This is a genomic window from Moorena sp. SIO4G3 (genome assembly GCF_010692305.1).
Taxonomy (GTDB): Bacteria; Cyanobacteriota; Cyanobacteriia; order Cyanobacteriales; family Coleofasciculaceae; genus Moorena; species Moorena producens_A.
The window spans coordinates 17161-40613 of the sequence record NZ_JAAHIG010000029.1 but is presented as its reverse complement, the minus strand read 5'-3'; the positions used below and the strand labels follow the sequence as shown (position 1 = coordinate 40613).

Annotated in this window: 21 protein-coding genes, 1 tRNA gene, 2 pseudogenes and 1 riboswitch; of the genes and pseudogenes, 12 read left to right on the top strand and 12 right to left on the bottom strand. The window is 43.7% G+C overall.

The annotated features are described in order from the left end of the window. Nucleotides 1–320: pseudogene (locus F6J99_RS07950) on the top strand (photosystem II q(b) protein); the annotation flags it as partial. A gap of 633 nt (nt 321–953) precedes the next feature. Here F6J99_RS07950 and F6J99_RS07945 read toward each other — a convergent pair. The 4 genes from F6J99_RS07945 to F6J99_RS07930 all read right to left on the bottom strand — a co-directional run bounded on the left by F6J99_RS07945 (nt 954) and on the right by F6J99_RS07930 (nt 8072). Next, on the bottom strand, nt 954–2060 hold the full coding sequence (locus F6J99_RS07945) for a TRAP transporter substrate-binding protein (protein ID WP_293112464.1): 1107 nt from the start codon (nt 2058–2060) through the stop codon (nt 954–956). Nucleotides 2061–2837: 777 nt separating this feature from the next. Beyond that, nucleotides 2838–4868 carry a magnesium chelatase ATPase subunit D gene (gene bchD / locus F6J99_RS07940; RefSeq protein WP_293112463.1) on the bottom strand — a complete coding sequence of 677 codons (2031 nt, stop codon included), beginning with the start codon at nt 4866–4868 and terminating at the stop codon, nt 2838–2840. Between the two features lie 219 nt (nt 4869–5087). Further along, complete coding sequence (locus tag F6J99_RS07935) at nt 5088–5897, bottom strand: class I SAM-dependent methyltransferase (RefSeq protein WP_070394569.1); 810 nt, start codon at nt 5895–5897, stop codon at nt 5088–5090. Nucleotides 5898–6911: 1014 nt separating this feature from the next. Beyond that, nucleotides 6912–8072: a class I SAM-dependent methyltransferase gene (locus F6J99_RS07930; protein ID WP_293112462.1), complete on the bottom strand. Its 1161-nt coding sequence runs from the start codon at nt 8070–8072 to the stop codon at nt 6912–6914. A 131-nt stretch (nt 8073–8203) separates the two neighbouring features. On the opposite strand from F6J99_RS07930, the gene F6J99_RS07925 reads away from it, so the two are divergent. Then, nucleotides 8204–9217, top strand: coding sequence for a YihY/virulence factor BrkB family protein (locus F6J99_RS07925; protein WP_293112461.1), 1014 nt, complete (start codon nt 8204–8206; stop codon nt 9215–9217). Nucleotides 9218–9312: 95 nt separating this feature from the next. Continuing rightward, nucleotides 9313–9457: riboswitch (cobalamin riboswitch) on the top strand. Between the two features lie 401 nt (nt 9458–9858). Beyond that, the gene (locus F6J99_RS07920) at nt 9859–10335 is read left to right on the top strand and encodes an MFS transporter (protein ID WP_293112465.1); all 477 of its coding nucleotides are present in this window, start codon (nt 9859–9861) and stop codon (nt 10333–10335) included. A gap of 570 nt (nt 10336–10905) precedes the next feature. Here the strand turns inward: F6J99_RS07920 and F6J99_RS07915 are convergent. Together F6J99_RS07915 and ruvB are read right to left on the bottom strand one after the other, a co-directional pair. After that, nucleotides 10906–11727 (bottom strand): tetratricopeptide repeat protein, encoded by an 822-nt coding sequence (locus F6J99_RS07915; RefSeq protein WP_293112460.1) that lies wholly within the window; start codon nt 11725–11727, stop codon nt 10906–10908. 77 nt (nt 11728–11804) lie between these two features. Further along, entirely contained in the window at nt 11805–12896 is a 1092-nt protein-coding gene (gene ruvB, locus F6J99_RS07910) for a Holliday junction branch migration DNA helicase RuvB (protein ID WP_293112459.1), read from the bottom strand. A gap of 41 nt (nt 12897–12937) precedes the next feature. On the opposite strand from ruvB, the gene hisF reads away from it, so the two are divergent. The 3 genes from hisF to F6J99_RS07895 all read left to right on the top strand — a co-directional run bounded on the left by hisF (nt 12938) and on the right by F6J99_RS07895 (nt 14197). Then, entirely contained in the window at nt 12938–13708 is a 771-nt protein-coding gene (gene hisF, locus F6J99_RS07905; RefSeq protein ID WP_293112458.1) for an imidazole glycerol phosphate synthase subunit HisF, read from the top strand. Nucleotides 13709–13834: 126 nt separating this feature from the next. Then, nucleotides 13835–14047, top strand: a complete 213-nt coding sequence (locus F6J99_RS07900) for a hypothetical protein (RefSeq protein ID WP_008183028.1) — start codon at nt 13835–13837, stop codon at nt 14045–14047. Between the two features lie 77 nt (nt 14048–14124). Then, nucleotides 14125–14197 (top strand) — tRNA-Ala (locus F6J99_RS07895). 231 nt (nt 14198–14428) lie between these two features. On the opposite strand, the gene F6J99_RS07890 is transcribed toward F6J99_RS07895, so the two are convergent. From F6J99_RS07890 to F6J99_RS07875, 4 genes are all read right to left on the bottom strand, one after another. Next, nucleotides 14429–14596, bottom strand: a complete 168-nt coding sequence (locus F6J99_RS07890; protein ID WP_293112457.1) for a hypothetical protein — start codon at nt 14594–14596, stop codon at nt 14429–14431. 221 nt (nt 14597–14817) lie between these two features. Beyond that, nucleotides 14818–14982, bottom strand: a complete 165-nt coding sequence (locus F6J99_RS07885) for a hypothetical protein (RefSeq protein WP_293112456.1) — start codon at nt 14980–14982, stop codon at nt 14818–14820. 2 nt (nt 14983–14984) lie between these two features. Next, nucleotides 14985–15785, bottom strand: a complete 801-nt coding sequence (locus F6J99_RS07880) for an MOSC N-terminal beta barrel domain-containing protein (protein ID WP_293112455.1) — start codon at nt 15783–15785, stop codon at nt 14985–14987. 19 nt (nt 15786–15804) lie between these two features. Further along, nucleotides 15805–16002 (bottom strand): hypothetical protein, encoded by a 198-nt coding sequence (locus tag F6J99_RS07875; RefSeq protein WP_293112454.1) that lies wholly within the window; start codon nt 16000–16002, stop codon nt 15805–15807. A gap of 1100 nt (nt 16003–17102) precedes the next feature. On the opposite strand from F6J99_RS07875, the gene F6J99_RS07870 reads away from it, so the two are divergent. The 3 genes and pseudogenes from F6J99_RS07870 to F6J99_RS45475 all read left to right on the top strand — a co-directional run. Further along, entirely contained in the window at nt 17103–17726 is a 624-nt protein-coding gene (locus F6J99_RS07870) for a hypothetical protein (protein ID WP_293112453.1), read from the top strand. A 40-nt stretch (nt 17727–17766) separates the two neighbouring features. Further along, on the top strand, nt 17767–18150 hold the full coding sequence (locus F6J99_RS07865; protein ID WP_293112452.1) for a pentapeptide repeat-containing protein: 384 nt from the start codon (nt 17767–17769) through the stop codon (nt 18148–18150). 3 nt (nt 18151–18153) lie between these two features. Further along, nucleotides 18154–18252 (top strand): annotated as a pseudogene (locus F6J99_RS45475) (pentapeptide repeat-containing protein); the annotation flags it as partial. A gap of 127 nt (nt 18253–18379) precedes the next feature. Here the strand turns inward: F6J99_RS45475 and F6J99_RS07860 are convergent. Next, the gene (locus tag F6J99_RS07860) at nt 18380–19210 is read right to left on the bottom strand and encodes a DUF4058 family protein (protein WP_293112451.1); all 831 of its coding nucleotides are present in this window, start codon (nt 19208–19210) and stop codon (nt 18380–18382) included. A gap of 399 nt (nt 19211–19609) precedes the next feature. Here F6J99_RS07860 and F6J99_RS07855 point away from each other — a divergent pair, with 399 nt between their 5' ends. Continuing rightward, nucleotides 19610–21022, top strand: a complete 1413-nt coding sequence (locus F6J99_RS07855; protein ID WP_293112450.1) for an amidase family protein — start codon at nt 19610–19612, stop codon at nt 21020–21022. 218 nt (nt 21023–21240) lie between these two features. Here F6J99_RS07855 and ilvC read toward each other — a convergent pair whose 3' ends face one another. After that, nucleotides 21241–22236, bottom strand: coding sequence for a ketol-acid reductoisomerase (ilvC, locus tag F6J99_RS07850; RefSeq protein ID WP_293097348.1), 996 nt, complete (start codon nt 22234–22236; stop codon nt 21241–21243). 76 nt (nt 22237–22312) lie between these two features. Here ilvC and F6J99_RS07845 point away from each other — a divergent pair, with 76 nt between their 5' ends. Then, entirely contained in the window at nt 22313–22585 is a 273-nt protein-coding gene (locus F6J99_RS07845; protein ID WP_293112449.1) for a hypothetical protein, read from the top strand. A gap of 369 nt (nt 22586–22954) precedes the next feature. Continuing rightward, nucleotides 22955–23248 carry a ferredoxin gene (locus F6J99_RS07840; protein WP_293112448.1) on the top strand — a complete coding sequence of 98 codons (294 nt, stop codon included), beginning with the start codon at nt 22955–22957 and terminating at the stop codon, nt 23246–23248. Nucleotides 23249–23453: the final 205 nt, after the last annotated feature.

Genomic DNA, 23453 nt, shown 5'->3' with positions numbered 1-23453 from the left:
TCGGTCGTTTAATCTTCCAATACGCTTCCTTCAACAACAGCCGTTCCTTGCACTTCTTCTTAGGTGCATGGCCTGTAATCGGCATCTGGTTTACTGCACTGGGCATCAGCACCATGGCATTTAACCTCAACGGTTTCAACTTCAACCAGAGCATCATCGACTCACAAGGTCACGTGATCAACACCTGGGCTGACGTACTCAACCGTGCCAACCTAGGTTTCGAAGTAATGCACGAGCGTAACGCTCACAACTTCCCTCTAGACCTAGCTGCGGCTGAAGCTACTCCTGTAGCTTTGACTGCTCCAGTTATCAACGGCTAATAAGAGTTTAATCTCATCACCCCTAGGGGAGTACAAAGGTACCCCCTAACAGCGCTCTCCAAAAAGGGAGCGCTTTTTTATTTGGTGGGAAAGCACCAATCGCTTTTCCAAAAAAAAATAAGAGAGCCGTCTTCAAGACTCTCTAGGTCATCAGGGTGCATCTATCTACTGATCTCAATATAACAGATTTATTGAGGGGTGTCACCCCTCATGGTAAAAATAACCATGGAGCTGACCCTAGGTATGTTCAGGTTTGAATTTTTCCCAAAAAAATAAGAGAGCCGTCTTCAAGACTCTCTAGGTCATCAGGGTGCATCTATCTACTGATCTCAATATAACAAATTTAGCGATGGGTGTCACCCCTCATAGAGAAAAATACTAACCAGCTGACCCTAGGTATGTTCAGGTTTGAATTTTTCCCAAAAAAATAAGAGAGCCGTCTTCAAGACTCTCTAGGTCATCAGGGTGCATCTATCTACTGATCTCAATATAACAAACGTAGCGAGGGGTGTCACCCCTCATAGATAAAATTTGGTAAAAATTCCCTAATCGACATTGTTTAGGTTAACTGGCTGGTTCCCAATCAAAGGCAAAATTAGCAGTTAAAAGATAATTTAAGATGGCGATAGCACTCTAGCTCCTAGAAAAAGCAAAATTAGCAAAACTCAATTCATTTGTGCCATTCCACTTGTAAACTTGGTTGCGAAACCCTTTCCACTGTTCATAAACTTTCTTAAACTTGGGATCTTTGCTAGCATCTTCCTCAAATAAATCGAATGATGCTTTCTCAGCCGCCTGCAAAATGTCTTGAGAGTAAGGAGTCAGCTTAGTACCCGCTTTAATCAAGCGTTCCAATGCCACTCCATTCAAAGCATCATACTTAGCCCCCATGTTGATATTGGCGTACCTGGCGGCATCTTTAAAGATTTCCTGATAGTCCTTGGGCAACTTATCCCAAGCTTTTTTATTAACCTGTACCTCTAGGGTTGGTCCGGGTTCCCACCAACCTGGATAATAATAGAACTTAGCTGCTTTGTACAAGCCCAGCTTCTCATCATCATAGGGACCAACCCATTCAGCAGCATCAATAGCTCCCCGGTCTAGGGCAAGGAAAATTTCACCCCCAGGTAATACTTGGACATTCACCCCCAAGCGCTCCATCACTTTACCTCCCAATCCAGGGATACGCATTTTTAATCCCTTCAGGTCAGCTACAGAATTAATTTGTTTCTTGAACCAACCTCCCATCTGAGCACTGGTGTTACCCGCTGGAAAATTAATCACGCCAAAGTCAGCATAGAGTTCCTGGAGCAATTCCAAGCCACCACCGTGGTACAACCAGGCATTTTGTTGTGGAGCGGTTAGACCAAAGGGTACACTAGTGCCGAATGCTAGGGCAGGATTTTTGCCAACGTAGTAGTAACTAGCGGTATGACCACACTCAACGGTTCCCTGTTGGACGGCATCGAGAACCTCTAATCCTGGTACAATTTCACCAGCAGCAAAAGGTGTAATCTGGAAACGCCCATTGGTCATGGCACTGACCCGCTTACAGACAGTATCAGCTCCTCCGTAGATAGTATCCAGGGATTTTGGCCAGCTGGTCACCATTTTCCATCGAACCATAGGCTGACTGCCGGATTGAGCAACTGGTCCTGTACTAGCTTGATTACAGGCTGCTAAGGCAGCTGTACTGGCTGCACCAATCGCAGCGTTACTAAAAAATTTTCGGCGTTTCATGGTTCTTGATTCAAGAATTGGTCATCTTTTGGGCAAATTTTATCAAGTTTATTAGGAATCTTAACACTGAAAACTCCGCCTCTTTAGAGCCCAGATGAAAGTGACTAGCGCGCTTTTAGCCTAGAAAAAAAACTTGTGATGAGAGGTTGACCATTTTATAGCGCTAGACTATACTAAAAGTATAGGGTACAGGTTGAAAAACCGAGGCGCAACCGGGTCAGAAGCCCGCCACTGCTTGACCTTAAAACAGTAATGCCCAGAGGGCAGGGAAAATCCTCTTTAAAAACCCAATCATCAACCAGAAATTGGTGTGTGAACCCAGAAAAACACGCTTTAAGATAAAACGGTACGGTGGGGCACACCGGAACCAGGCGAAATGGAAGAGAAACGGACTATGCACATGCACTTCCGCTCCAAGTAGTCAAACGCCTAAGAAGAATCGCCCTCTGGGTCTACTATGAACTGAACTAGATTCTTGGTCTTGACGGGTTTTTGGTTTAGATATTGCCTATTTTTTTTGGCGGCGTCAAAGATTAGGACATAGTGGTTTAAGGCGGCTCGTTGATCTAGGAATCCCCGCGCCTTACTGGCAGTGCCAGAGGCTACGCGAACAGGCCGGGGAGTGTCAATAACTAGACACCCTTTCGCCAAAGGAATATCCCAGGTAAGCCGTCAGCTATCAGCCGTTGGCCTTGGCCAAAAGGCCACGCGGGGCGCGTTTGGCCACGCGTGCGCGTTCAGCCGTGAGCACTCCCTATTCCCTTTTCCCTTTGCTATTTACCTAGATGTGATATCTGCGATCGCATTCTTAGTCATAGCTGCGATCGCTTTATCAGTAGCTTTCGGTAAATGATAATACTTACCACCTGCTTGTTTGGCCAATTCCTTGGCAAAACCAGTAGAAACAAACTTACTCTCGGTATCAATTACTAATAATTGAACCCCATTAGCTCGAATCCGAGCAGCAATTTCCAACAATTCCCCTTTAATATCTGGCTTTTCGCCTTCTGGTAGAGTTTCTCCCAAGGAACGAGCTAAGGGAATATTGCCCCGACCATCAGTAATTGCCACAATTACCACTTGACCAATATCCCCAGACAATTGAGCATTCATGCCCACATGCACCGCCTGAGTTAATCCATGAGCTAAAGGGGAACCGCCACCACAAGGTAATCGCTCCAAACGCCGCTTTGCTAAAGCAATGGAACGGGTAGGGGGTAACAGCACATCGGCTTGTTCTCCCCGGAAGGGAATCAGGGAGACTTGGTCACGGTTTTCATAAGCTTCCGTCAGAAGCTGCATTACTGCTCCTTTAGCAGATTGCATCCGGTTTAGAGCCATAGACCCTGACGCATCTACTACAAAAACGACCAAGGAGCCAGCTCTTCGGGCTAACCGCTTGGATCGTAAATCCCCTTGTTCGATAATCACCCGACGGTTAGGATGACGTTGCCTACGAGCTTTTTGATAGGGTGCAGCAGCTCTGAGGGTGGCATCTACAGCAATCCGCCTTACTTTCCCTTTCGGTAGTATCGGTTTCACATACCGACCCCGGTCTTCTGAAAAGATAATGCTACGGTTTCCGGACTTACCTTGCCGTTGTGCCATCTGAGCAAAGTAGAGCACACTAGGGTCAAGGATCACCCCTTCTGGGTCAAACAGAAACTCTTCCGGGATATTCGGAGCTTCCTGTTCTTGCTCCTCTGAGTCATTGTCGTCCTCCTTGTCTTCCTCTTGGTCTTGCTCTTCTTGAGATTGATCTTGTGGGGGTGGGGGAGGAGGAGGTGGTGGTGCTTCTTCTGGTGGTGTTTCTACCATAGTCGCACGGGGGACAATTACCAATTCCACCGCCCGACGCAAATCCTCGGAATTAACTGTCTGACGACCATCTAAGGCTGCTGCAGCTTTTGCCACTCGAACGGCAAACAGTTCTGCCCGATGACCTTGGACACCACCTCGGATAGCTTCATTGACGAGATAGGTAATTTGGTCATGGGTAATCTCAACATCCTTGAGCCACTCTCGCGCTAGAATAATATCTGTCTTGAGGGTATCGAGATCCTCCTGGTATTCCTCCAGAAACTGCTGGGGAGAGTTAGCGTATGCGATCGCTTGTTCTACTGCCTCCACCCGTTGCTCTAATGCCAACACACCGTCAGCAGAGAGGGTTATGGCAATTCTGTCCAATAAATGTTCCCGCAATGGTCCCTCGTCGGGATTGTAGGTGGCAATTAAAATTGGTTTGCAGGGATGTTGGAAACTAATCCCCTCTCGCTCAATTAGGTTCCGCCCTTCCGTTAAAACACTCAGTAGCTGGTTAGCAATTTGGTCATCAAGGAGGTTAATGTCATCCACATACAACACACCCCGATGAGCTTGGGCAAGTAATCCCGGTTGAAAGACCGGTTCCCCTTGTTTGACAGATTGTTCCACATCCACTGAACCCAGGAGCCGGTCTTCGGTAACTCCTAGAGGAATTTGGATGAAGGGAGCTGGAATGATTTCGGTATCTGGAGAGCCGTCAACCTTCAACTGGTCAACCTGTAACTGTTCCTGTAACTGTTCCTGTAACGCTTCCTCTGGAGTACAGTTACTCAAGGAACCCTTAACCACTTCAATTGGGGGGAGCAGGGTGTGTATTGCCCGTGCCATCACTGATTTAGCTGTGCCACGGCGTCCTGCGATCGCAACCCCTCCTAATCCAGGGTCAATAGCAGCGAGGAGGAGGGCGAGTTTAATGGCTTCTTGACCCACCACGGCGGTGAGGGGAAAGCTAGGGTTGGCAGGTTTTGTGGTCAGTGCGGGCATAGAGCAACTATAGTCAAACTTCCCTGAATAAAATCATAGTAGTCTAATAGTAGTCTTTAACGACTCCCTATGGTTGATCTAGCCCGATCGGAAATTATTCAGGGCGACTTTTTCAAAACACTATCCGCGCTATCTAGGGATCCGTATAGGAATTGTGATAATTTTTGTTTCCTACTCCCTACTCCCTTTCCTATAGCTGATAGCTTACTTGAGCTAAAGCTAAGTAGCTGCATTTTTTTGCAACATTGCACTGATATATACTACTCGTCCATCAACGAATCGGTTGTATAATTCTGTGCCTTTTACACTCGCAAAGGTTTTTACCATATCAAGTAGAAACCAAGGCACATAGCGTTGCATAATACTAAGCTTCAGGTGGTCAGTTAAATTAAGAGCATTGACGACGTTACCTGTAATATTAGTCGAACGTATTAACTCTAAATCACACTCTGAAAGCTGTTGCTTGAATTCGTCAAGCTCCGCTTGCTCTCGATAGTCTGCTAAACAGAGATACCCACCAGGTCTGAGCACCCTTTTAACTTCCTGTAGAAATGTCGAAAGGTTAGGATAGTGATGGCAAGACTCAACATTTAATACGATATCAAAGGATTTGTCGGGGAAAGGCAATTGTTCAGCATCTCCCTGTTTAAAGGCTAAATTGGGAACTTTATGATTTTTGTTACAGAGATTGACTGCACTATCGGATAAATCAAGACCAGTCATTGAGCTGACATTCTGAGTGCGTGCGATCCACTCGCTACCTCCTCCTCTGCCAGATCCAATTTCTAGGATATCCCTACCGGTAAGTTCTACCGAACCTAATGTGTGGGCATAAAGATGAATAAAGTAACGGTTTTTTTCATCTTCTGGTAAAAGCTTCAGCTCGTCTTTAGGATTATCATAGCCATAGTTCATAAAGAACCATTCACTAGTGGGGAATCGCCAAGCCAAGAAATTATATATAGCTTTCCAGATTATTTTCTTTATGGCCGGAAATAGGCTTTCAAAGAAATTAAATAAATTGAGCATGGTTATTTTACATCCTGTTCATGAGCCACTAATCCTTATTGGATTCATTTTAGACTATTTTTTTGAAGTTCTTTATGGGTTGATAAGTTCCAAATAACCGATCCATAAGATGACCTGAAATTAGCCCAACGAAAGCATAATTCTTGCTGTGCATGAATTTATCATTGTAATAACTATGATGAATTTTATGTAGTAGTCTATCTTTCTTAAACCAAGCATATCGATTTAACCAAGAATCTTTATTTCCATACTGATTATGAATATAATATATGATGGCTATGTCAACTAGGGCATCAATACAAAAAGTCCATGCTATCCAACTACTGAATAGTAGATGATATCCGACCAAGAAGCTTAGGTAACAAAAGGCCGCTATAATATGTTCACTAACCGCCCAATAGTAATCTGATTTGGAACTAGACATATATTCTATCCGATGATGAGAATTGAGATGAATTTTATAGAAAGGGATGCCTAAAAATTTTTGATGGAAAAAAAAGTGAATAAACCACAATACAAATACGTTGCATAGATGAGCAACAACAAGCACCCCTAAACAATTAATAGGATTAAAGTTAATAGACAGCACGCTAGCTTTCTCTCTTTACAAAGTTGGACGCCATCTCAGATTATAGATTATCGGTTGGCAGAATAACAGAATTTTTAACAAATAAATTATTATCAATTTATCAGTGCCAATCACCGTTTCGCAACCTAGATCTAAACTCTGCTCTGAACAAGACTAACATATCTCAAACAAAGTCTACTAGATCCTCTCGTCATCCTCAGGTAAAAAAGCCTTTTCGTAAGCATATGCGCTAGGCGCAGGCTACGCCAACAGCTATCAGGGGTCAAGCAGTCAGCAGTCAGTGGTCAGCTATCATGCAGACGTAACTCAGCATTATTCAAATGGTTACCTGCCTGTTGTAAGCATATGCCCTTAGCCCATTAGCTGACGGCTGAATGCTGACCCATCAATTCAAAATTAAGCTAGGAATCTAGGTCTGACCACAGTTATTGTAAAGACTTGTGATCCTCGGGTAATTCTAAAACCACCCGATAGGCCGTCGAATCGTATGATGATTTGTTCATGGTACCCGCTGTTGCCGCAAAAAGTATCCGGAATGTGCGCCAGATTTGTTCATTTGACTTGTCGATAATATCTGCTTTTTTTTCCATCCAACGCTCATACATCCCCTTAGCCCAAAGATAATAGTTGCGACGGTCGTTATAGATGGCTTGGATCTCAAATGGTGATTCTTTAACAGCATCGATAAATTCCGGCATATACACCATCCGAAAGGTTCCCGGCCAGATATACTTGGTAATAAAACTGTGCGTGCCAAATGACTCTTTGTGTGAGGCAAAGTCGAGATATACTCGTCCGCCAGGTTTAAGGTAGTTCAAGAGACGCCCCATTACTCGAGGATAATCTGACAAATCTTCGATTACCCCCATCATGACTATACCATCATATTTATGGCTGGGTTGGAAAGAGAAAAAGTCTTGATACTTGACCTGTGCATCAAAGTTGTTTTTTTCAATTAAATCTTCTACATACTGTTTTTGGTGCTTGGATAAGGTAATTCCAGTCACAGGGATATTTCTGCGTGCGGCAAAACGCAGGAAACCGCCCCAGCCAGAGCCAATATCCAGTACCGAATCATTCGGTTTGAGATTAAGAGATTGAAAGGCAAAGTCTAACTTGCGTTCAGCTCCAACCTCTAGGCTATCCTCATCTTTATCATATATCCCAGGAGTATAAGTATTGTAATCGGTATCCATAGCGAACAATTGGATATTATGGGAGTCATAATGCTTTGAGATCCAATCTGGATTGCATTTTTCCCGCCCAAGTAAGATGGGCTTGAGTCGCCGACCTATCTTTAGCAAAATATGCTGATCGGATAACAGCTCCTGGAACGACATGGCCTTGATTAAGTCCCCTTCGAAATCAATATCACCCTTGATGTAAGCTTCCACTATCAGTAATTGGTCTAAAGACATGAAAGCTTTTCGACCAGCTGGATTTTTGATGTATATATCCAAGATCGGTTTCTCTTCTCCAATAGTGGTGAGTGACCCATCTTCCAAATGAATTACAAAGCTAATTGGTAGTTTCCCACGTTTGGATAAGGAAGAGACGAAGTTGCTTACAAATTGATTTCCAATCATGGGTAACTTAAGATTTTATTGGTTTTTATCCAATTACCTTACCCCACTACGTGTCAGCTATCATGCTTAACTACGATCAATTGTCAATTTAGAATATTCTCAGGCATTGTCCGGCATTTCCAACTGGAAGGATGCCGATTAACCCGCGTCCAGGAGTGATGGTGATGAATCCCAAGGCTATTTTAGGACTGCTTAAGGAAACATTTAAAGAATGGAAGGAGGATAACGCATCTCGACTAGCAGCAGCATTATCCTATTACATGATTTTTTCCCTAGCGCCAGTGTTAATAATTGCGATCGCAATTGTGGGGTCTATTTTTGGGGAAGAGGCGGCTAAAGGCGAGATTGTAGGGCAAATCCAAGGATTGGTTGGCGAACAGGGGGCACAGTTTATTCAGACAGCGATTACTAATGCCAATCGGCCTGATGCTAGTGGGGGGTTGGCTTCCTTGATTAGTATTGTGGTGCTGTTGTTCGGTGCATCTGGGGTATTTGGCGAACTCCAAGATGCCTTGAATACGATTTGGGATGTGAAGCTCAAACCCGGACGGGGCATATGGGGGATTTTGAAAAAACGGATTCTTTCGTTTCTGACCGTGCTGGGTGTAGGACTTTTTCTGCTATTGTCTGCTGTGCTCAGTACTGTCTTATCAGCTTTGAGGTCTTATGAGAGCGAATTTCTCAAGGAACTGGGTTTACTCTGGCTCTACCAACTTGACTTTGTCTGGACAATTCTGGACTTGCTGGTGTCCTTTGGTATCCTTAGCCTGATGTTTGCTCTGGTTTACAAGTACTTGCCAGATGTGAAAATTGCCTGGAAGGATGTCTGGGTGGGAGCAATTATCACTACCTTACTGTTTAACTTGGGTAAATGGCTATTGTCATGGTATCTCGGCAGAAGCAGTTTTTCCTCAAGTTACGGTGCTGCTGGCTCACTGGTAGTTTTATTGGCTTGGGTATACTATTCCTGTCAAATTATCTTTTTGGGAGCTGAATTTACCCAAGTTTACGCTAAAAGATTTGGTTCAAAAATCGTTCCCGATGACCATGCTACCCCTCTCCCGGCAATAGGCCAGTTGCCTAATGTTGAGAAAAGGGATAACCCAAAATCACAGGATCAGTCTCCCCCTAGACGCAATCAATAAACGTTAATTGTGTGCAACTACTTAATTAAACTTAATTAATCGTAATTAAGATCTTAATTAATATTTAACGAATAATTTAGGTCAAATTGTGCTAAAGTACCTGAAGTTCCATCGGTTCTGGTGAAGAACACTCACCAGAGGTAACGGGGAAAGTCCGGTGCAAGTCCGGCGCTGTCCCGCAGCTGTGATGAGGTCTGTGACCTCTAAGTCAGAATGCCCGCCAATGGTGTCAGTTGTTGTTAAATCTATCTGCGAGGTACAGATGATGTCTGATGTAGCATTTCCAAAATTAGTTAGTAGCCAACCACTACCAGTAACGTTTGTGATGCCCGTTTTGAAAACTAGTGGTTGACTAGAAAGTATTTAATAGGTTTGATCTGTAAGTTTTGTCGTAAGCGATCAGCTTATGGGCTAGGGCGTGTTTTCAAAGTTTTCTGCAAGATTATGATCCCCCCCAGCCCCCCTTTTTTAAGGGGGGAGCAATACTCAAAGTCCCCCTTTTTTAAGGGGGGAGCAATACTCAAAGTCCCCCTTTTTTAAGGGGGGAGCAATACTCAAAGTCCCCCTTTTTTAAGGGGGGAGCAATACTCAAAGTCCCCCTTTTTTAAGGGGGGAGCAATTGGGTAACTCTCTATACCAGTCTGACGGCTGGCGCAAGTTTATTGACGCTGATCTACTGGGGTAAGTTGTCTGACCTGATCGGAAATCGTCCAGTACTAGTGATGGTTGGGATTCTCCTATCCGTGATGCCCTTACTTTGGCTTGGGATCAGCACCCCAACAACTCTCGCTCTTTGGGTTTGGCTACCCCTTTTATTCTTAGGAACAGGTTCAGCTGCGGCAGCCATTGACCTGTGTGCCAATAACATCCAAATCGAGATATCACCAGCCCACAAACCCTCCACGTATTTTGCAGCAGCTGCATCATCAGCAGGATTAGGGGGTGCTATAGGTAGTATGTTTGGTGGCTTTTTAGCGGAGTTGCCTCACTTCGGTGGTTTGCCAACATTATTTGCCCTATCAGCAGTGGTGCGATTGGCTACCCTTTTACCTTTGGCATTTGTCCGGGAGCCACGGGGTCGGAACCTCAAACAACTGCTGCTTCGTAACCGTGCTTGAACAGCAATAGTTTAGTCAAGTGTTATGAGTGTAGGGTGCGTTATTAACGCACCCTACACTTATGCTTAAGACCTAAAATTATTGCGTAAGTCCTGAAGTCATGACTCTTTAGCTTCTAGCAAAAGAAGCCCCACAACGAACATGCGCAGCATGAGTGTGGGATGAATTTTCCACAACATATGCATGGAATAACGAAACAATTAAAATTGAAGATAGTCTATACTAGATGTAGTAGGGAAAATAAATTAAGAGCTAACCGCCACCTACTAATTAAAAATAGAACTTATTGTATTGTTCAGGCGCGGAGGGGCATCCCGGAGAGGAAACCTTAGAAGAGTGGAGCCTTAATCATAAAGTTTTAACCCTGTTATGCATAGCCTGCTAACCATAAAGGCTCCACTCTTCTTGCGGTAACTTCTGACCGTGTCGTTAATAAAGCTTGCCGAGTATCCGTTCGCGCAGCGTCGGCGAAAGCCGATACCGATAGGTGGAGTTGGCAAGAAGCCCACACTAAACTCAACGAGTCAGTGTGGGAGTATGTCACAAAATCTAAGGTTGATCAGGTTAATTTCACTTAAGGTTGAAGAAATTTGCTAACGCCTCAACCATCATTGGTGGCCAACGGCGGACATGCTCTACCCAGTCCAACTCCTGGTATCGCTTATCGAGACCAACGGCTGCCACCCAATTACTCTCAGCTTCCCCCCGTTTTCCGTCAGCCCACAACACAGCTGTTAAAGCAGCTCGAAGATCGGCAAATTGGGGGTATTTTCGTATAGTATTGCGCATGATGCCCATGGCTTGTTTGGTTTCACCAATTTGATAGAGGGCGAGAGCATAGTTAGCATAGGCAAAGGCAAACTTGGGCGCTAACTCGATGGATTTTTGGTAATTTGCGATCGCTTCTGTCCATTGGCCTAGTCCTGCCTTAGCATTCCCCAAGTTGTTGTAAGCCATGGCATCATTGGGATCAAGTTTTAGCAATCGCTCATAGTCAGCAATGGCATCTTGCCATCGCCCTTGTCCTTCATAGGCAGCACCGCGATTTAGATAAGGGTCAGTGGCTTCTGGTGCTAACTCAATGGCATGAGTAAAGTCTGCGATCGCATCCTCTAATTTATTCTGGCTGACTCTAAGGTTACCCCGATTACTCCAACCTACGGGATTATCTGGCAACAGCTCAATTAGCTGAGTCCAGTAATTTTCAGCAGTTGGGAATTTCCCCTGATTCGTAGCAGCAAATGCCTTTTTCCTTAATTGGTTAATTTGTTTGATCTGAGCCTTAGTCAATTCTGGGAATTGGGTTTGCGCCATTGCTGGGGGTGTGATTATCGTAGCAGCCGATACAACGACAAGCAGTAAAATCAGTAAAATTCGAATCAAGCGTTTCATATATTATTTCAAGTGAGACCGCAATCTTGATATTCCTTGCTACTGACTATTAACTACTAATTACTAACTACTAACAACTACTCATAGCCCAAATGTTTCCGAGCCGCTGAGGTGGCGACGCGACCCCGAGGCGTGCGGTGCAGGAAACCAATTTGTAACAAATAGGGTTCATAAACCTCTTCAATGGTTTGAGCATCTTCTCCAGTAGAGGCTGCCACTGCTTCTAAACCAACTGGTCCGCCATTGAACTGTTCAATCATTACCTTTAGCACCAGTCGGTCTGTCCAATCTAACCCCATCGGGTCTACATTAAAGATTTCCATGGCTTGAGCTGCTACATCCTGGTTAATTTGCTCAATGCCTTTGACTTGAGCATAGTCTCGCACTCGTCTCAGGAGTCGGTTAGCAATTCTAGGTGTGCCACGAGAGCGACGGGCAATTTCTTCAGCGCCATCTTCCGTTACTATGGCCTTGAGCAATTGAGCTGTCCTCGTTACAATTAAACTCAATTCATCGATCTCATAGAAGTGTAAGCGTTGGATCATACCAAAGCGATCGCGTAGGGGTGAGGTTAAAGAACCTACTCGTGTGGTTGCCCCCACTAAGGTAAACTGTGGCAGAGGAATACTGCGGGTTTTGGCACTCTGACCCTTACCAATAGTGATATCCAATCGATAGTCTTCCATGGCTGGATATAGCAATTCCTCAGTCATGCGCGATAAACGATGGATTTCGTCTATAAATAAAATATCCCCAGGTTTGAGATTAACCAGAAGCCCCACAATATCTCGTGGACGCTCTAAGGCAGGTGCAGCAGTAATTTTACAATTCACCTCCATCTCAGTTGCCAAAATTAGGGACATGGTTGTTTTCCCTAATCCTGGTGGTCCGTACAACAGCAGGTGATCCATGGCCTCATTTCTGGCTTTGGCAGCTTGAATGCCAATTTCCAAAACTCCTTTGAGTTCTTTTTGTCCGATGTAGTCGGCTAAGCGCTGTGGTCTAATACTCTCTTCTTGATGACCAACTTCCTCAGCGGTCGCCGTTGCTAGTAGTAGCTCCCCATCGCTTTGCCTCTGACGAGGATTACCCCGACCCTTTCGTTTCTTATTGGATTTGGGTTCTCTATCTGGGTTTTGGTACTGTTGTCTAAAAGACGTTATGGCCATGGGTCATACTTTATCCTTCATACTTCATACTTAGTTTACTTATGCTGGCTAAGAGAATCTTACCGTGTCTGGATGTAAAAGCTGGGCGAGTTGTTAAAGGGGTCAACTTTGTTAATCTTAAGGACGCTGGTGATCCAGTGGAATTAGCACAAGTTTACAATGATGCTGGTGCAGATGAGCTGGTGTTTTTGGATATAACTGCTACCCATGAAGACCGAGACATTATTATTGATGTAGTCTACCGTACAGCCGAACAAGTGTTTATTCCCTTGACCGTGGGGGGTGGCATCCAGTCTTTGGAAAATATTAAATTATTATTAAGAGCAGGAGCCGATAAAGTTAGTATAAATTCGGCTGCTGTACGCAATCCCGACTTTATTAATCAAGCGAGCGACCGCTTTGGTAATCAGTGCATTGTAGTTGCTATTGATGCTCGTCGTCGGGAAGATCCCGATAACCCCGGTTGGAATGTTTACGTGCGAGGAGGACGTGAGAACACTGGTATTGATGCGATCGCATGGGCAAAAGAGGTAGCACAACGGGGAGCTGGGGAACTTCTGGTTACTAGTATGGATGCGGATGGAACCCAGGCTGGGTATGACTTAGAGCTAACTCGCACTATGGCTGAACAGGTCGAAATTCCAGTGATTGCCTCGGGTGGTGCTGGCAACTGCGATCATATTTATCAGGCTCTGACTGAGGGCAAAGCCGAAGCAGCGTTGCTAGCTTCCCTGTTGCATTACGGGCAACTGAGTGTATCTCAAATTAAAACTTATTTGAACCAGCACCAAATTCCGGTGCGATTGCCATAGTAGACTAATGGATTATTTTTCCGAAAGATTTAAGTTTTGTTGTGTAGTATTAAGTAGTTTAATGGTTTGCAGCGATTTTTATAGCTGCTAAACTAAATATGGATCCAATATTAATTTTTGTAAAAAATGCTGGTGATAATTCTAATATTTGATGTGGCCTTGGTGGCTTGGTCACTGCACCTGATGCAGGAAGCCTTTGATACCCAAGAGTTCTCTCTGATGCTGGCTGGTACCTTAGTAGCTATGTCAGCAGCAGCTATGTTAGTGGTTTATTTTCTGATGAACAGCTGCATGGGGTATATTACCCAAATGGCTCAGTCTCCCAGCGTATTCTACTGATCGAGATAATTTCATTCTCAAAACACTTGACTTAGCTGAGCTATCAAGGTAGACTAGATAATGGACTACAGAATTACGGGGTTATAGCTCAGTTGGTAGAGCACCTCAATGGCATTGAGGGGGTCAGCGGTTCGAATCCGCTTAGCTCCATATTGATTAAATATTGATTAAAGGCTGAAGTCTTTTAGCCTGAGGGGTTGCCGTAGGGTTGCTTGGCTATCAGTCTTCAGTAATATAGCGCTACGCGCAAGGGCAAGAGGCAAGAGGCAAGAGGCAAAAGTTTACGTGCATTAGCGTTTCAGCTTGTATCAATGTCCTAACTTTAATGGGTAGTGCTATAAGGTTAGAATTTGTTGACGGTTGACGGTTGAGGGGAAACTGTTAAAACAAGCCTTCGGAGTGGCGAGGGGGGAAAACCCGTGAGACTTGATGGTGAGATGTTGAGATGAAAACCTCTTTATCGAAGACGAATTCACCATAATCGGCGAGGTTATCTAGACCAATCAAATTTAGGATGATCTCAGCCACTAGCCAGGTGGTGACTTTCATAAATACATTGTTCCACTGATGATTCATTGCTCTGAGGTTTAAACATTTGGTAGGTAGAGGTTTTGTCTGGCTTCTGTTTGTTCAGATGTACCTAAATCTCTACTTCAATTCCAGAGCGACGAATCCGCAAAAAAGTCAAAAAGTTTTATTTAATAAAATTTCCCATATTGATTGGTGTTGAAAGTTCACGGTTTAGGGTTGACAATTGATATCACGTTCGGTTAATAACTTTGTTGATTAGCGATCGCTGTCTTGATGCAAAGCGCGAGTGGGGGAAACGCCCAAGACCGTAATGGTGCGTTTGACCCGTAATTAAATTCGCCACGGGTCGCACCTCTGCATCGCTTTTTGGGATTTGAACCCGATTTGGGATTATAGCGCTGCATCCTTAACTAACCTTCAGGATTTGGATGGGATCCCCTTGCTGTAACACTTTACCGGCTTCTGAAACAGGCACATTTGTATTCACGCTTAATTTGTAGAAATGATTGAAACGAGCGCTGGTTGTCCAGGATGGTAGGGTTTCCTTGCGTCTCGCCATAAAAGTCTTTTGAAAATTACCAGTAGCCTCTCCTGTCTGAGGATCTCGTGCTAAAACAATACAACGTTGACAGGGATTAATTCCTTCTATCAAAGCCTCCCCTACTTTAAACTGAATAGATTGCCCTGATTCGGAAAACAATTGGTCTTCCCAGAAAGCTGGAACGCCTCCAATTTCTAGATTGGCTCGAACACGACGTCGTATGTCTTCAGCACTTATTTCAGGGAACCAAGAAGCAACGGTTTCAATGGTAGCGCTACTAATAATAGTAGGACCAAGAGCATTGGTATCGTCTGGAAAACCAGTGCTGGTGTTCTGCACTACTTTAACTGGAAAATCGAAGTAATCCTTTAACCAAGCTTCCAGAGCAGTTCGCCCGTGATCAATATGAAAGGTAATGTTTTGGTTTGTGCCCTGAATCTGTAGCGATAGCAATTGGGATTGGATATCGAAGACCGACCGCAGCAAGTGGACTTTGGCATGGCGCTTACCATTGACAAATTTACCTTGCTGATCGAATAGGGCAAATTCCCGGTCATGGTTTAGGGCACCACTTTTGAGGAGAGTGGCGGTTTGGAGTTCAATCCGATCAAGGGATTTAATCGGGTAGATATAGATAGCTTTAAGGTAAGGTATGGCAATTTTCATAACGAGTGAGGGACATTGCTTATCCTTTTAAGGCAAAAGGCAAAAGGCAAAAGGCAAAAGGCAAAAGGCAAAAGGCAAAAGGCAAAAGGCAAAAGGCAAAAGGCAAAAGGCAAAAGGCAAAAGGCAAAAGGCAAAAGGCAAAAGGCAAAAGGCAAAAGGCAATATTCAAGATTGTTTTAAGCGATGCAGTGCGGTCTTGGGGAGGCAGCGCCGCCAAAGGGGGTCCCCACGGGGCTTACAAGGTGCGGACGCAGGTTCCGCACACAGAACCCAAACCATGAGCGACTGCCGTGGTTTCCCCCATGAGCGACTGCATCAAGACAGGGAATCTGCCTCAAAGAAGACTTTAGGAATTGCGCAGTAATAATTCTCCAATTTCTGCATACTAATTGAGAGGTGTAACTCTTGCTTATCAAGGAATTACGTTCCTCAATCCTTGTCAAAATTAGCCTGTAATAGGTAAGTTATTTTTGCGCAACTCCTTACCTCATCAGTGCACTAAACGCTATATAATCGATCAGAAATGACAGATAAAGAATGATATAGCAACAACAATAATAATAAAGACTCCATCAGCTTTATCCTAGTTGTCACTATTTCTATCAATTGACACTCCCCGCCCTGGAAGGACGGGGATTCTTGCTTCCACGGGGTGACTTGTTTAACCAGGCCGGAGCCAGGAAAAATAGAGGTCTCCTCTCCACAAGCGTATTTGGTCTATGACCTAGGTTTCGGTGTGCCCCACCGTACCTAAAATAGATAACAAATTTAGATAAACATTTTTTTGATCTTAGACTTTCATAGACGTCCAAATCGTTAGACTTGCACAGTGCAACATGATTATCTCAAAAAATGTTTTTTACACTGTCTACTTATTCAAGATCATGTTTATCTAGAAAATTAATTATTTTTTTGTTATTATTTAATAATAACACGGTGCGATAAAACTGTCAATACATAGATGCTCCTTTGGAGCCTTCAGTTGCGAACAAAAAAAAGCCGTCCTTCTAGGACGGGGCTTTAAACCCAAAATTTTTGGTAAAGTATTTTTTGATAAACTTAGTAGGGAGCACAGGGCAAATTAATCTAAAGTTAGTTAATAAATAAATTAATGCTTGATAGTATCAGGGATATCAAGGTAAGCGATCGCTTGCTGGGATTAGCAATCGCTAATGTTAGTTTTGTTACTTAGCTTAAACAAACGTAATAAACTTTAAGTTTTACCAGAAGAAATTAGTTAAGCGATCGCTAAGTTATAATAGCAGCTAATTTATGCTAGTAAGCCAAATATATAGGGTTTGCCCCTAGTTGGCAATCATGAAGCTGAATCAAATTCTTAATCAAATTAAAGTCTCTCTAACCCCTTCGTCAAATAAAACTCATTACCAAAAGGTTGAAAAAATAGCTTATAAGCTTTACCAAAATCGCCTATTAGTAAAAGGTGAAGGAGATGCTGAGCAAGACTGGCATAAAGCTGAGCAAATTGTTAAAAATCCTTTGAAGTTAGCCTTGTTCAAGTGCCATCAACCTTTCATCAGCATAGAAAAAAAGTTTTTAGAGCCTGTTTTGGATTATCTGAATAGATTAGCATTGCTAGAAATTTTAGGACTAGTGGGTAATCTATCTCTACTTATTGGTGTGATTGTCTTTATTGGTGGTGAGCAGGATAGACGAAATGCTGAAGTTTATCAGGCATGGCAAGTAGTTACAGCAGCCTACGCTCAACGAGGAAGTGGCGGTAGAATAGAAGCTCTGGAATTCCTAAACTCAAAACCAAGGCGTATTCCCTGGTTTTGGTTGACCTGGCGGAGGCAGAGCTTAGAAGGTTTAGAGGCTCCAAAGGCTTATTTGAGAGGAGTTCAGCTCTCTGGTGCGGAACTAGTTAAGCAGGTACACAAAATTAATTACACATTTTCCAAAACTCAAAGCCTTGCAGGGTAAGGGTTACAGAGATTGGCAATAGGTAATTAATTCTGTGTAGGTGCTTAACGCTAATTTACAAGAAGCTAATTTATATGCAGCTAAATTACAGAAAGCTAATTTATATGCAGCTAAATTACAGAAAGCTGATTTATCTAAAGCTAAATTACAAGACGCTCGTCTATATAGAGCTAATTTACATGGAGCTAGTTTATGTGAAACTCAGTTACAGAAAGCTCGTTTATATAGAGCTAATTTCCAACAAGCTATTTTAGATGCAGCTAATTTACATAACGCTAGTTTATTAGTAACTAATTTACAGCAATCTTATTTAGAGGAAGCTAACTTAAAGAAAGCTATTTTATTTAAAGCTGATTTATCAGAAGCTGATTTATCAGAAGCTGATTTACAGCAAGCTCGTTTATCTAGAACTAATTTACAGTAAGCTGATTTATCGGGAGCTAATTTAAAGGAAACTGATTTATCTAGAGCTAATTTACAATACGCACTTTATTCAGATGAAACAACATCGGAAGCTGCGTGTTAAATCCTGTATATTAACTATCCTTGTACAACCATATTTCCTGAAGGCTTTGACCCTAAAGCTGCTGGGATGAAATTAATCAAGGAAGAGGAAGATATACCTAAACGATATTAAAATTAAACACTACATGCTACTGCTGAATCAATACTTGCTTTACCCAAGCTGCATCTTCTGGAGATAAAGGTGGTGGTAGTTCTTGACTATAATCAATCGCTAAATCATAACTCCCTTGGTCGTAAAGCTGATGTAATAATTGTTGTAAATTAACCGTAGGTTCTCGATCGTCTGGTTGTAGAGGTAAAGGAAAAGAAGGTATTGCTTGGGGGAGATTAAAGGCATATAAATCCGCTTGGGGACGTTCTTGAGAACGGCTGACCACGATGCGATAGTGGCTCTGGAAGGCTTGAGTATTCATAGCCATCGGTTTTCCTTGACGCAGTAAATCAATTTCCACTAAATGGGTTAAGCTATCTAATATTTTTTGCCGTTTGGTTTCATAAGTGCTGCGCCCTTCTGCAGACCATTTGTTTTTGGGAGAAAGAATTTCGATAACAGTAATTACTTTGCCAGTTTCCACCTTTCGCACTTCTAAATACCACTTCTTGATGCAGTCGCTCATGGGGGGAACCCCCAAGACCGCGCTGCATCGCTCCCTAACCGTTTCAGTCATCGGTAGAGCAATCTTCATTGGTTTAACGCTAGGAGCAGCAACGGTAACCAGAGGTGACGGATCTTGGTGGTTGCTTTGAGAACTTTGAACAACTACATCATCAGGAATTCCTACTAGCATCGAATCATCACCAGTAGCGTTGTAGACTCTTTCCTCAATTGCTACCCGATACTTCGGACGTAGCTGGGGGTTAAGGCTTTGGGCAATCAGGACAATTAGCCACTTGTGAACTTGTGACCAATATTCTGGTTTCTCCAGGTAGGGATTCATCCCAGGAAAAGGTGAAGGCATATTGTGTGTTGAGGCGCTGAAGTGCTATATTACCTAAGTTACTGAAAAATTTTGGCTCTTCGGTACCTGCAACCTAGCTAGTAATTTTGGGAAACTTCTGGAAAATCACCAGGATTTGACGATGTGTTATACCAATTTATAAAATTAAGTGGTATAATTGCTACTAAAATAAAATCATTATCAAGACACCTATGGTATGGGCTCACCGCCTAACCTGCTATAGTCTTGGATTTAAGCAACATTTAACAAAAAGTCTCTCAAACTCTTACTCTGTATAGCTTTGAGATTTTAAGAATATAGTTTTTTCTAACTAGCATCTGAATGCCTAAAAGTTTTGCCTAGCAATACTCTTAGGCATTTTTTTTATAAAAAAGCATCCCTTGATGGCAAAGAACCATTATGAATCAAGTTGACCTAGCGTTTACTCCAGCTCTAGACCAAGCCCAACTGATCCGCAAGGGTGAGATATCACCCCTAGATTTAGTCCAACTCTACCTTGAACGCATCGAAGCATTAAATCCCCAACTAGGCAGTTACTTCACTGTGGCGTCTGAGATGGCACTTGCGGATGCTAAAACCAAAACCGAACAACTTGCCGAAACTACTGATACCTCTAAACTTCCTCCATTTTTCGGTGTTCCAATTGCGATTAAAGACCTCAGGGCTGTAGAAGGACTCCCTTGTAGCTTTGGTGTGGCTGCCCTCAAAGACAATATTGCTGAGTATGATGATGGGGTAATCACCCGCATCAAGCAAGCTGGATTCATTATTTTAGGTAAAAGCGCTACTTCTGAACTGGGTTCGTTACCCTATACCGAACCCCCAGGATTTCCACCAGCTCGCAATCCCTGGAATCTGGACTACACACCAGGGGGGTCTAGTGGGGGTTCAGCGGCAGCAGTAGCAGCTGGCTTATCTCCCATTGCCCAAGGTTCCGATGGTGGCGGTTCCCTGCGCGGTCCAGCCTTTTGCTGTGGTTTGGTGGCGATTAAACCGACACGAGGTCGTATTTCTTACGCTCCAGTAGGAGACTTTCAAAGTGGTATTGCTAGTATTGGTCCGATGGCACGGACGGTAGCTGATGCAGCTGCTTTACTGGATGTGATGTCTGGCTATATTACTGGAGACCCTTACTGGTTACCTGACCCAGAGATATCATTTCTAGAGGCTACCGATCAAGAACTGGATAATTTACGGATTAGTTTTGCCACATCGATTAAACCGATGGGAGAAGCGTCAGCTGTATGTGAAAAGATTGTGGTGGAAACGGTGCAGCGACTGGAAGGGATGGGACATCTGGTTGAACCGGGTTGTCCAGATTTCAGTGACATAGTAGAACCGTTTAAGACAGTATGGCAAGCTGGGGTAACGTCAGCAGGAATTCCCTTAGAAGCCTTAAGTCCGATGAATCGCTGGATTGCTGAACAATCCGGTTCTGCTGGGGAATACTTACAAGCGGTGACTAAGCTACAAATTATAGCGCGTCAAATTGTGGGATTCTTTAACAACTATGATGTGCTAGTGTTACCGACTTATTTACATCCACCGATTCGGGTAGGAGAGTGGGACGATTTGAGTTATGAAGAAACCTTGGAGAATATTATTAATTGGATTGGACCGTGTCCACCATTTAATGCTACTGGACTTCCTGCGATCGCAATTCCTGCTGGTTTTGATGACAAGGGTTTACCTGTCGGAATTCAGTTAGTGGGACCTCCAGCATCAGAAGCAAGACTATTAGCATTAGCGGCTCAGTTGGAAGCAGCAAACCCTTGGATTAATAATCGTCCCACTATAGCAACGGAAGTATAGTTTAGGACATAATATTTGGCTTTAAAGGGAACAGAAATATGTCTTAACCTTGACTTCGACTGCTATAAAATCTCAAATTTACAGGACTTACGCCAAATATGAGTTATTTACCCATCCGACAAGTATAGTCATAGCGTAAGTCCTGATTATAAATAAGTCCTGAGTTAAAAGGTCCTGATTTAAGATATTAATCGTAAACCGTCAACGGTCAACAATGCTTAGACTTTTTTCAACCAGCTAAACATAGCGCGTAAGTCTTTACCAACTTCCTCGACGGGATGTTCTTTATTCTGACGGCGCATAGCAGTGAAAACGGGTTTACCTCCCTGATTTTCCAAGACAAATTCACGGGCGAATTGACCTGATTGAATTTCTTTGAGGATTTTACGCATCTCGGCGCGAGTTTCATCAGTAACAATCCTTGGCCCACGGGTATAGTCACCATATTCAGCAGTGTTGGAGATGCTATCCCGCATGTTAGCTAAACCACCTTCGACGACTAGGTCAACAATCAGTTTGACTTCATGAAGGCATTCAAAATAGGCCAATTCTGGTTGATAACCAGCAGCGACTAGGGTCTCAAATCCAGATTTAATCAATTCACTCAAGCCGCCACACAATACAACTTGCTCACCAAATAGGTCAGTTTCTGTTTCTTCCCGGAAGGTAGTTTCAAGAATCCCGGCACGGGTACCACCAATTCCTTTGGCGTAAGCCATGGCGCGATCGCGTGCTTGGCCTGTGGCATCCTGGTAAACAGCAAATAGACAAGGTACCCCTTCTCCCTGTTCATAGGTGCGCCGCACCAAATGTCCTGGACCTTTGGGAGCAACCATGATCACATCTACGAACTCTGGGGGAACAATTTGACCAAAATGAATATTGAAGCCGTGGGCAAAGGCAATAACATTACCCTCGGTCAGATTTGGCTCAATTTCTGCCTGATAAATGGTTTTTTGCACTTCATCCGGCAGCAGGATCATCACCAAGTCAGCTGCTTTAGCAGCATCAGCCACTGTGTGGACGGTTAAGCCTGCTTCTTCAGCTTTGGCCTTAGACTTACTACCTGGATAAAGTCCCACGATCACATTCATGCCACTTTCTTTAAGATTAAGGGCGTGAGCGTGACCTTGAGAACCATAGCCGATGATAGCAATAGTTTTATCCGCCAGTAGGTCTAGGTTAGCGTCGGTATCGTAATACATCTGAGCCATTGTAATTTCTGTTCCTTTTTTGCTGGTCACTGTCAGCCATGCAAAGCGCGAGTGGGGGAAACCACGGCAGTCGCTCATGGGGGAGACCACGGCAGTCGCTCATGGGGGAGACCACGGCAGTCGCTCATGGGGGAGACCACGGCAGTCGCTCATGGGGGGAACCCCCAAGACCGCGCTGCCTCCCCAAGACCGCGCTGCCTCCCCAAGACCGCGCTGCCTCCCCAAGACCGCGCTGCCTCCCCAAGACCGCGCTGCATCGCTGCAAACTTACCATGATACCGCAAAACTGATCTCAAGCCTGGCAAGTGATATACCTTTTTATCCATCAGCCCATCACCGGATCAACTGATGTTTGGATACAGGTCTTGGATGGTAATGATAAGTATTCCTAATTATAAATTCCTAAGGATTTTGCTGAAGTTATCTGAGGGAGATAGGATCTTTAAAAAACCTGTTAAACCTAGACCTTAGAGCATTTTCATGGAGTGGTTTTACAGCTAACTCTGTGGTGTAGATACTTGCGGGAAAATATAAGTAAAACTTATCAAATTGGCGATTCAGCCTTTCATTCTTAATCGGTCTTAATCTGCTGAGTGTTTTCCCGTAGTATCAGAGATGGAGTAAAAATAAGCATGCCAAGCTCCTTAAACCAAAGGATAGGCTTTTGCCGTATACTCACAAGGTCTCTACTATTGTTTTACGAGAGGATTACTAAAACATGGCAACTTACAAAGTCACCTTAAAAATGCCAGAAGAGGAGAAAGTCATTGATGTTCCCGAGGACGAATACATTCTCGACGTTGCCGAGGAGCAAGGTCTAGATCTGCCTTATTCCTGCCGTGCGGGTGCCTGCTCTACCTGTGCTGGCAAACTAGAGAGTGGTACTATTGATCAGTCAGACCAATCTTTCCTGGATGATGAGCAAATAGCGAATGGCTTCGTTCTAACCTGTGTCGCCTACCCCACCTCTGATTGCACGATCACTACTAATCAAGAGGAAGCTCTGTACTAAGTACTAATATATGTACTAATAACAGAGGGGAAGTAGGAGAGTTTAGAAATTGGGTGTTTTACTCTTCAAGCTCTTTACTTCCCCTTAGCCGAAAATCGGGTGATGAGATGATTAGGTAATAGGGTGATGGAGAAATCACGCTAAATCGAGGAAGCTCTTTACTAAGTAATAATCTAAGTAATAATAACAAAGGGGATTAGTAAAA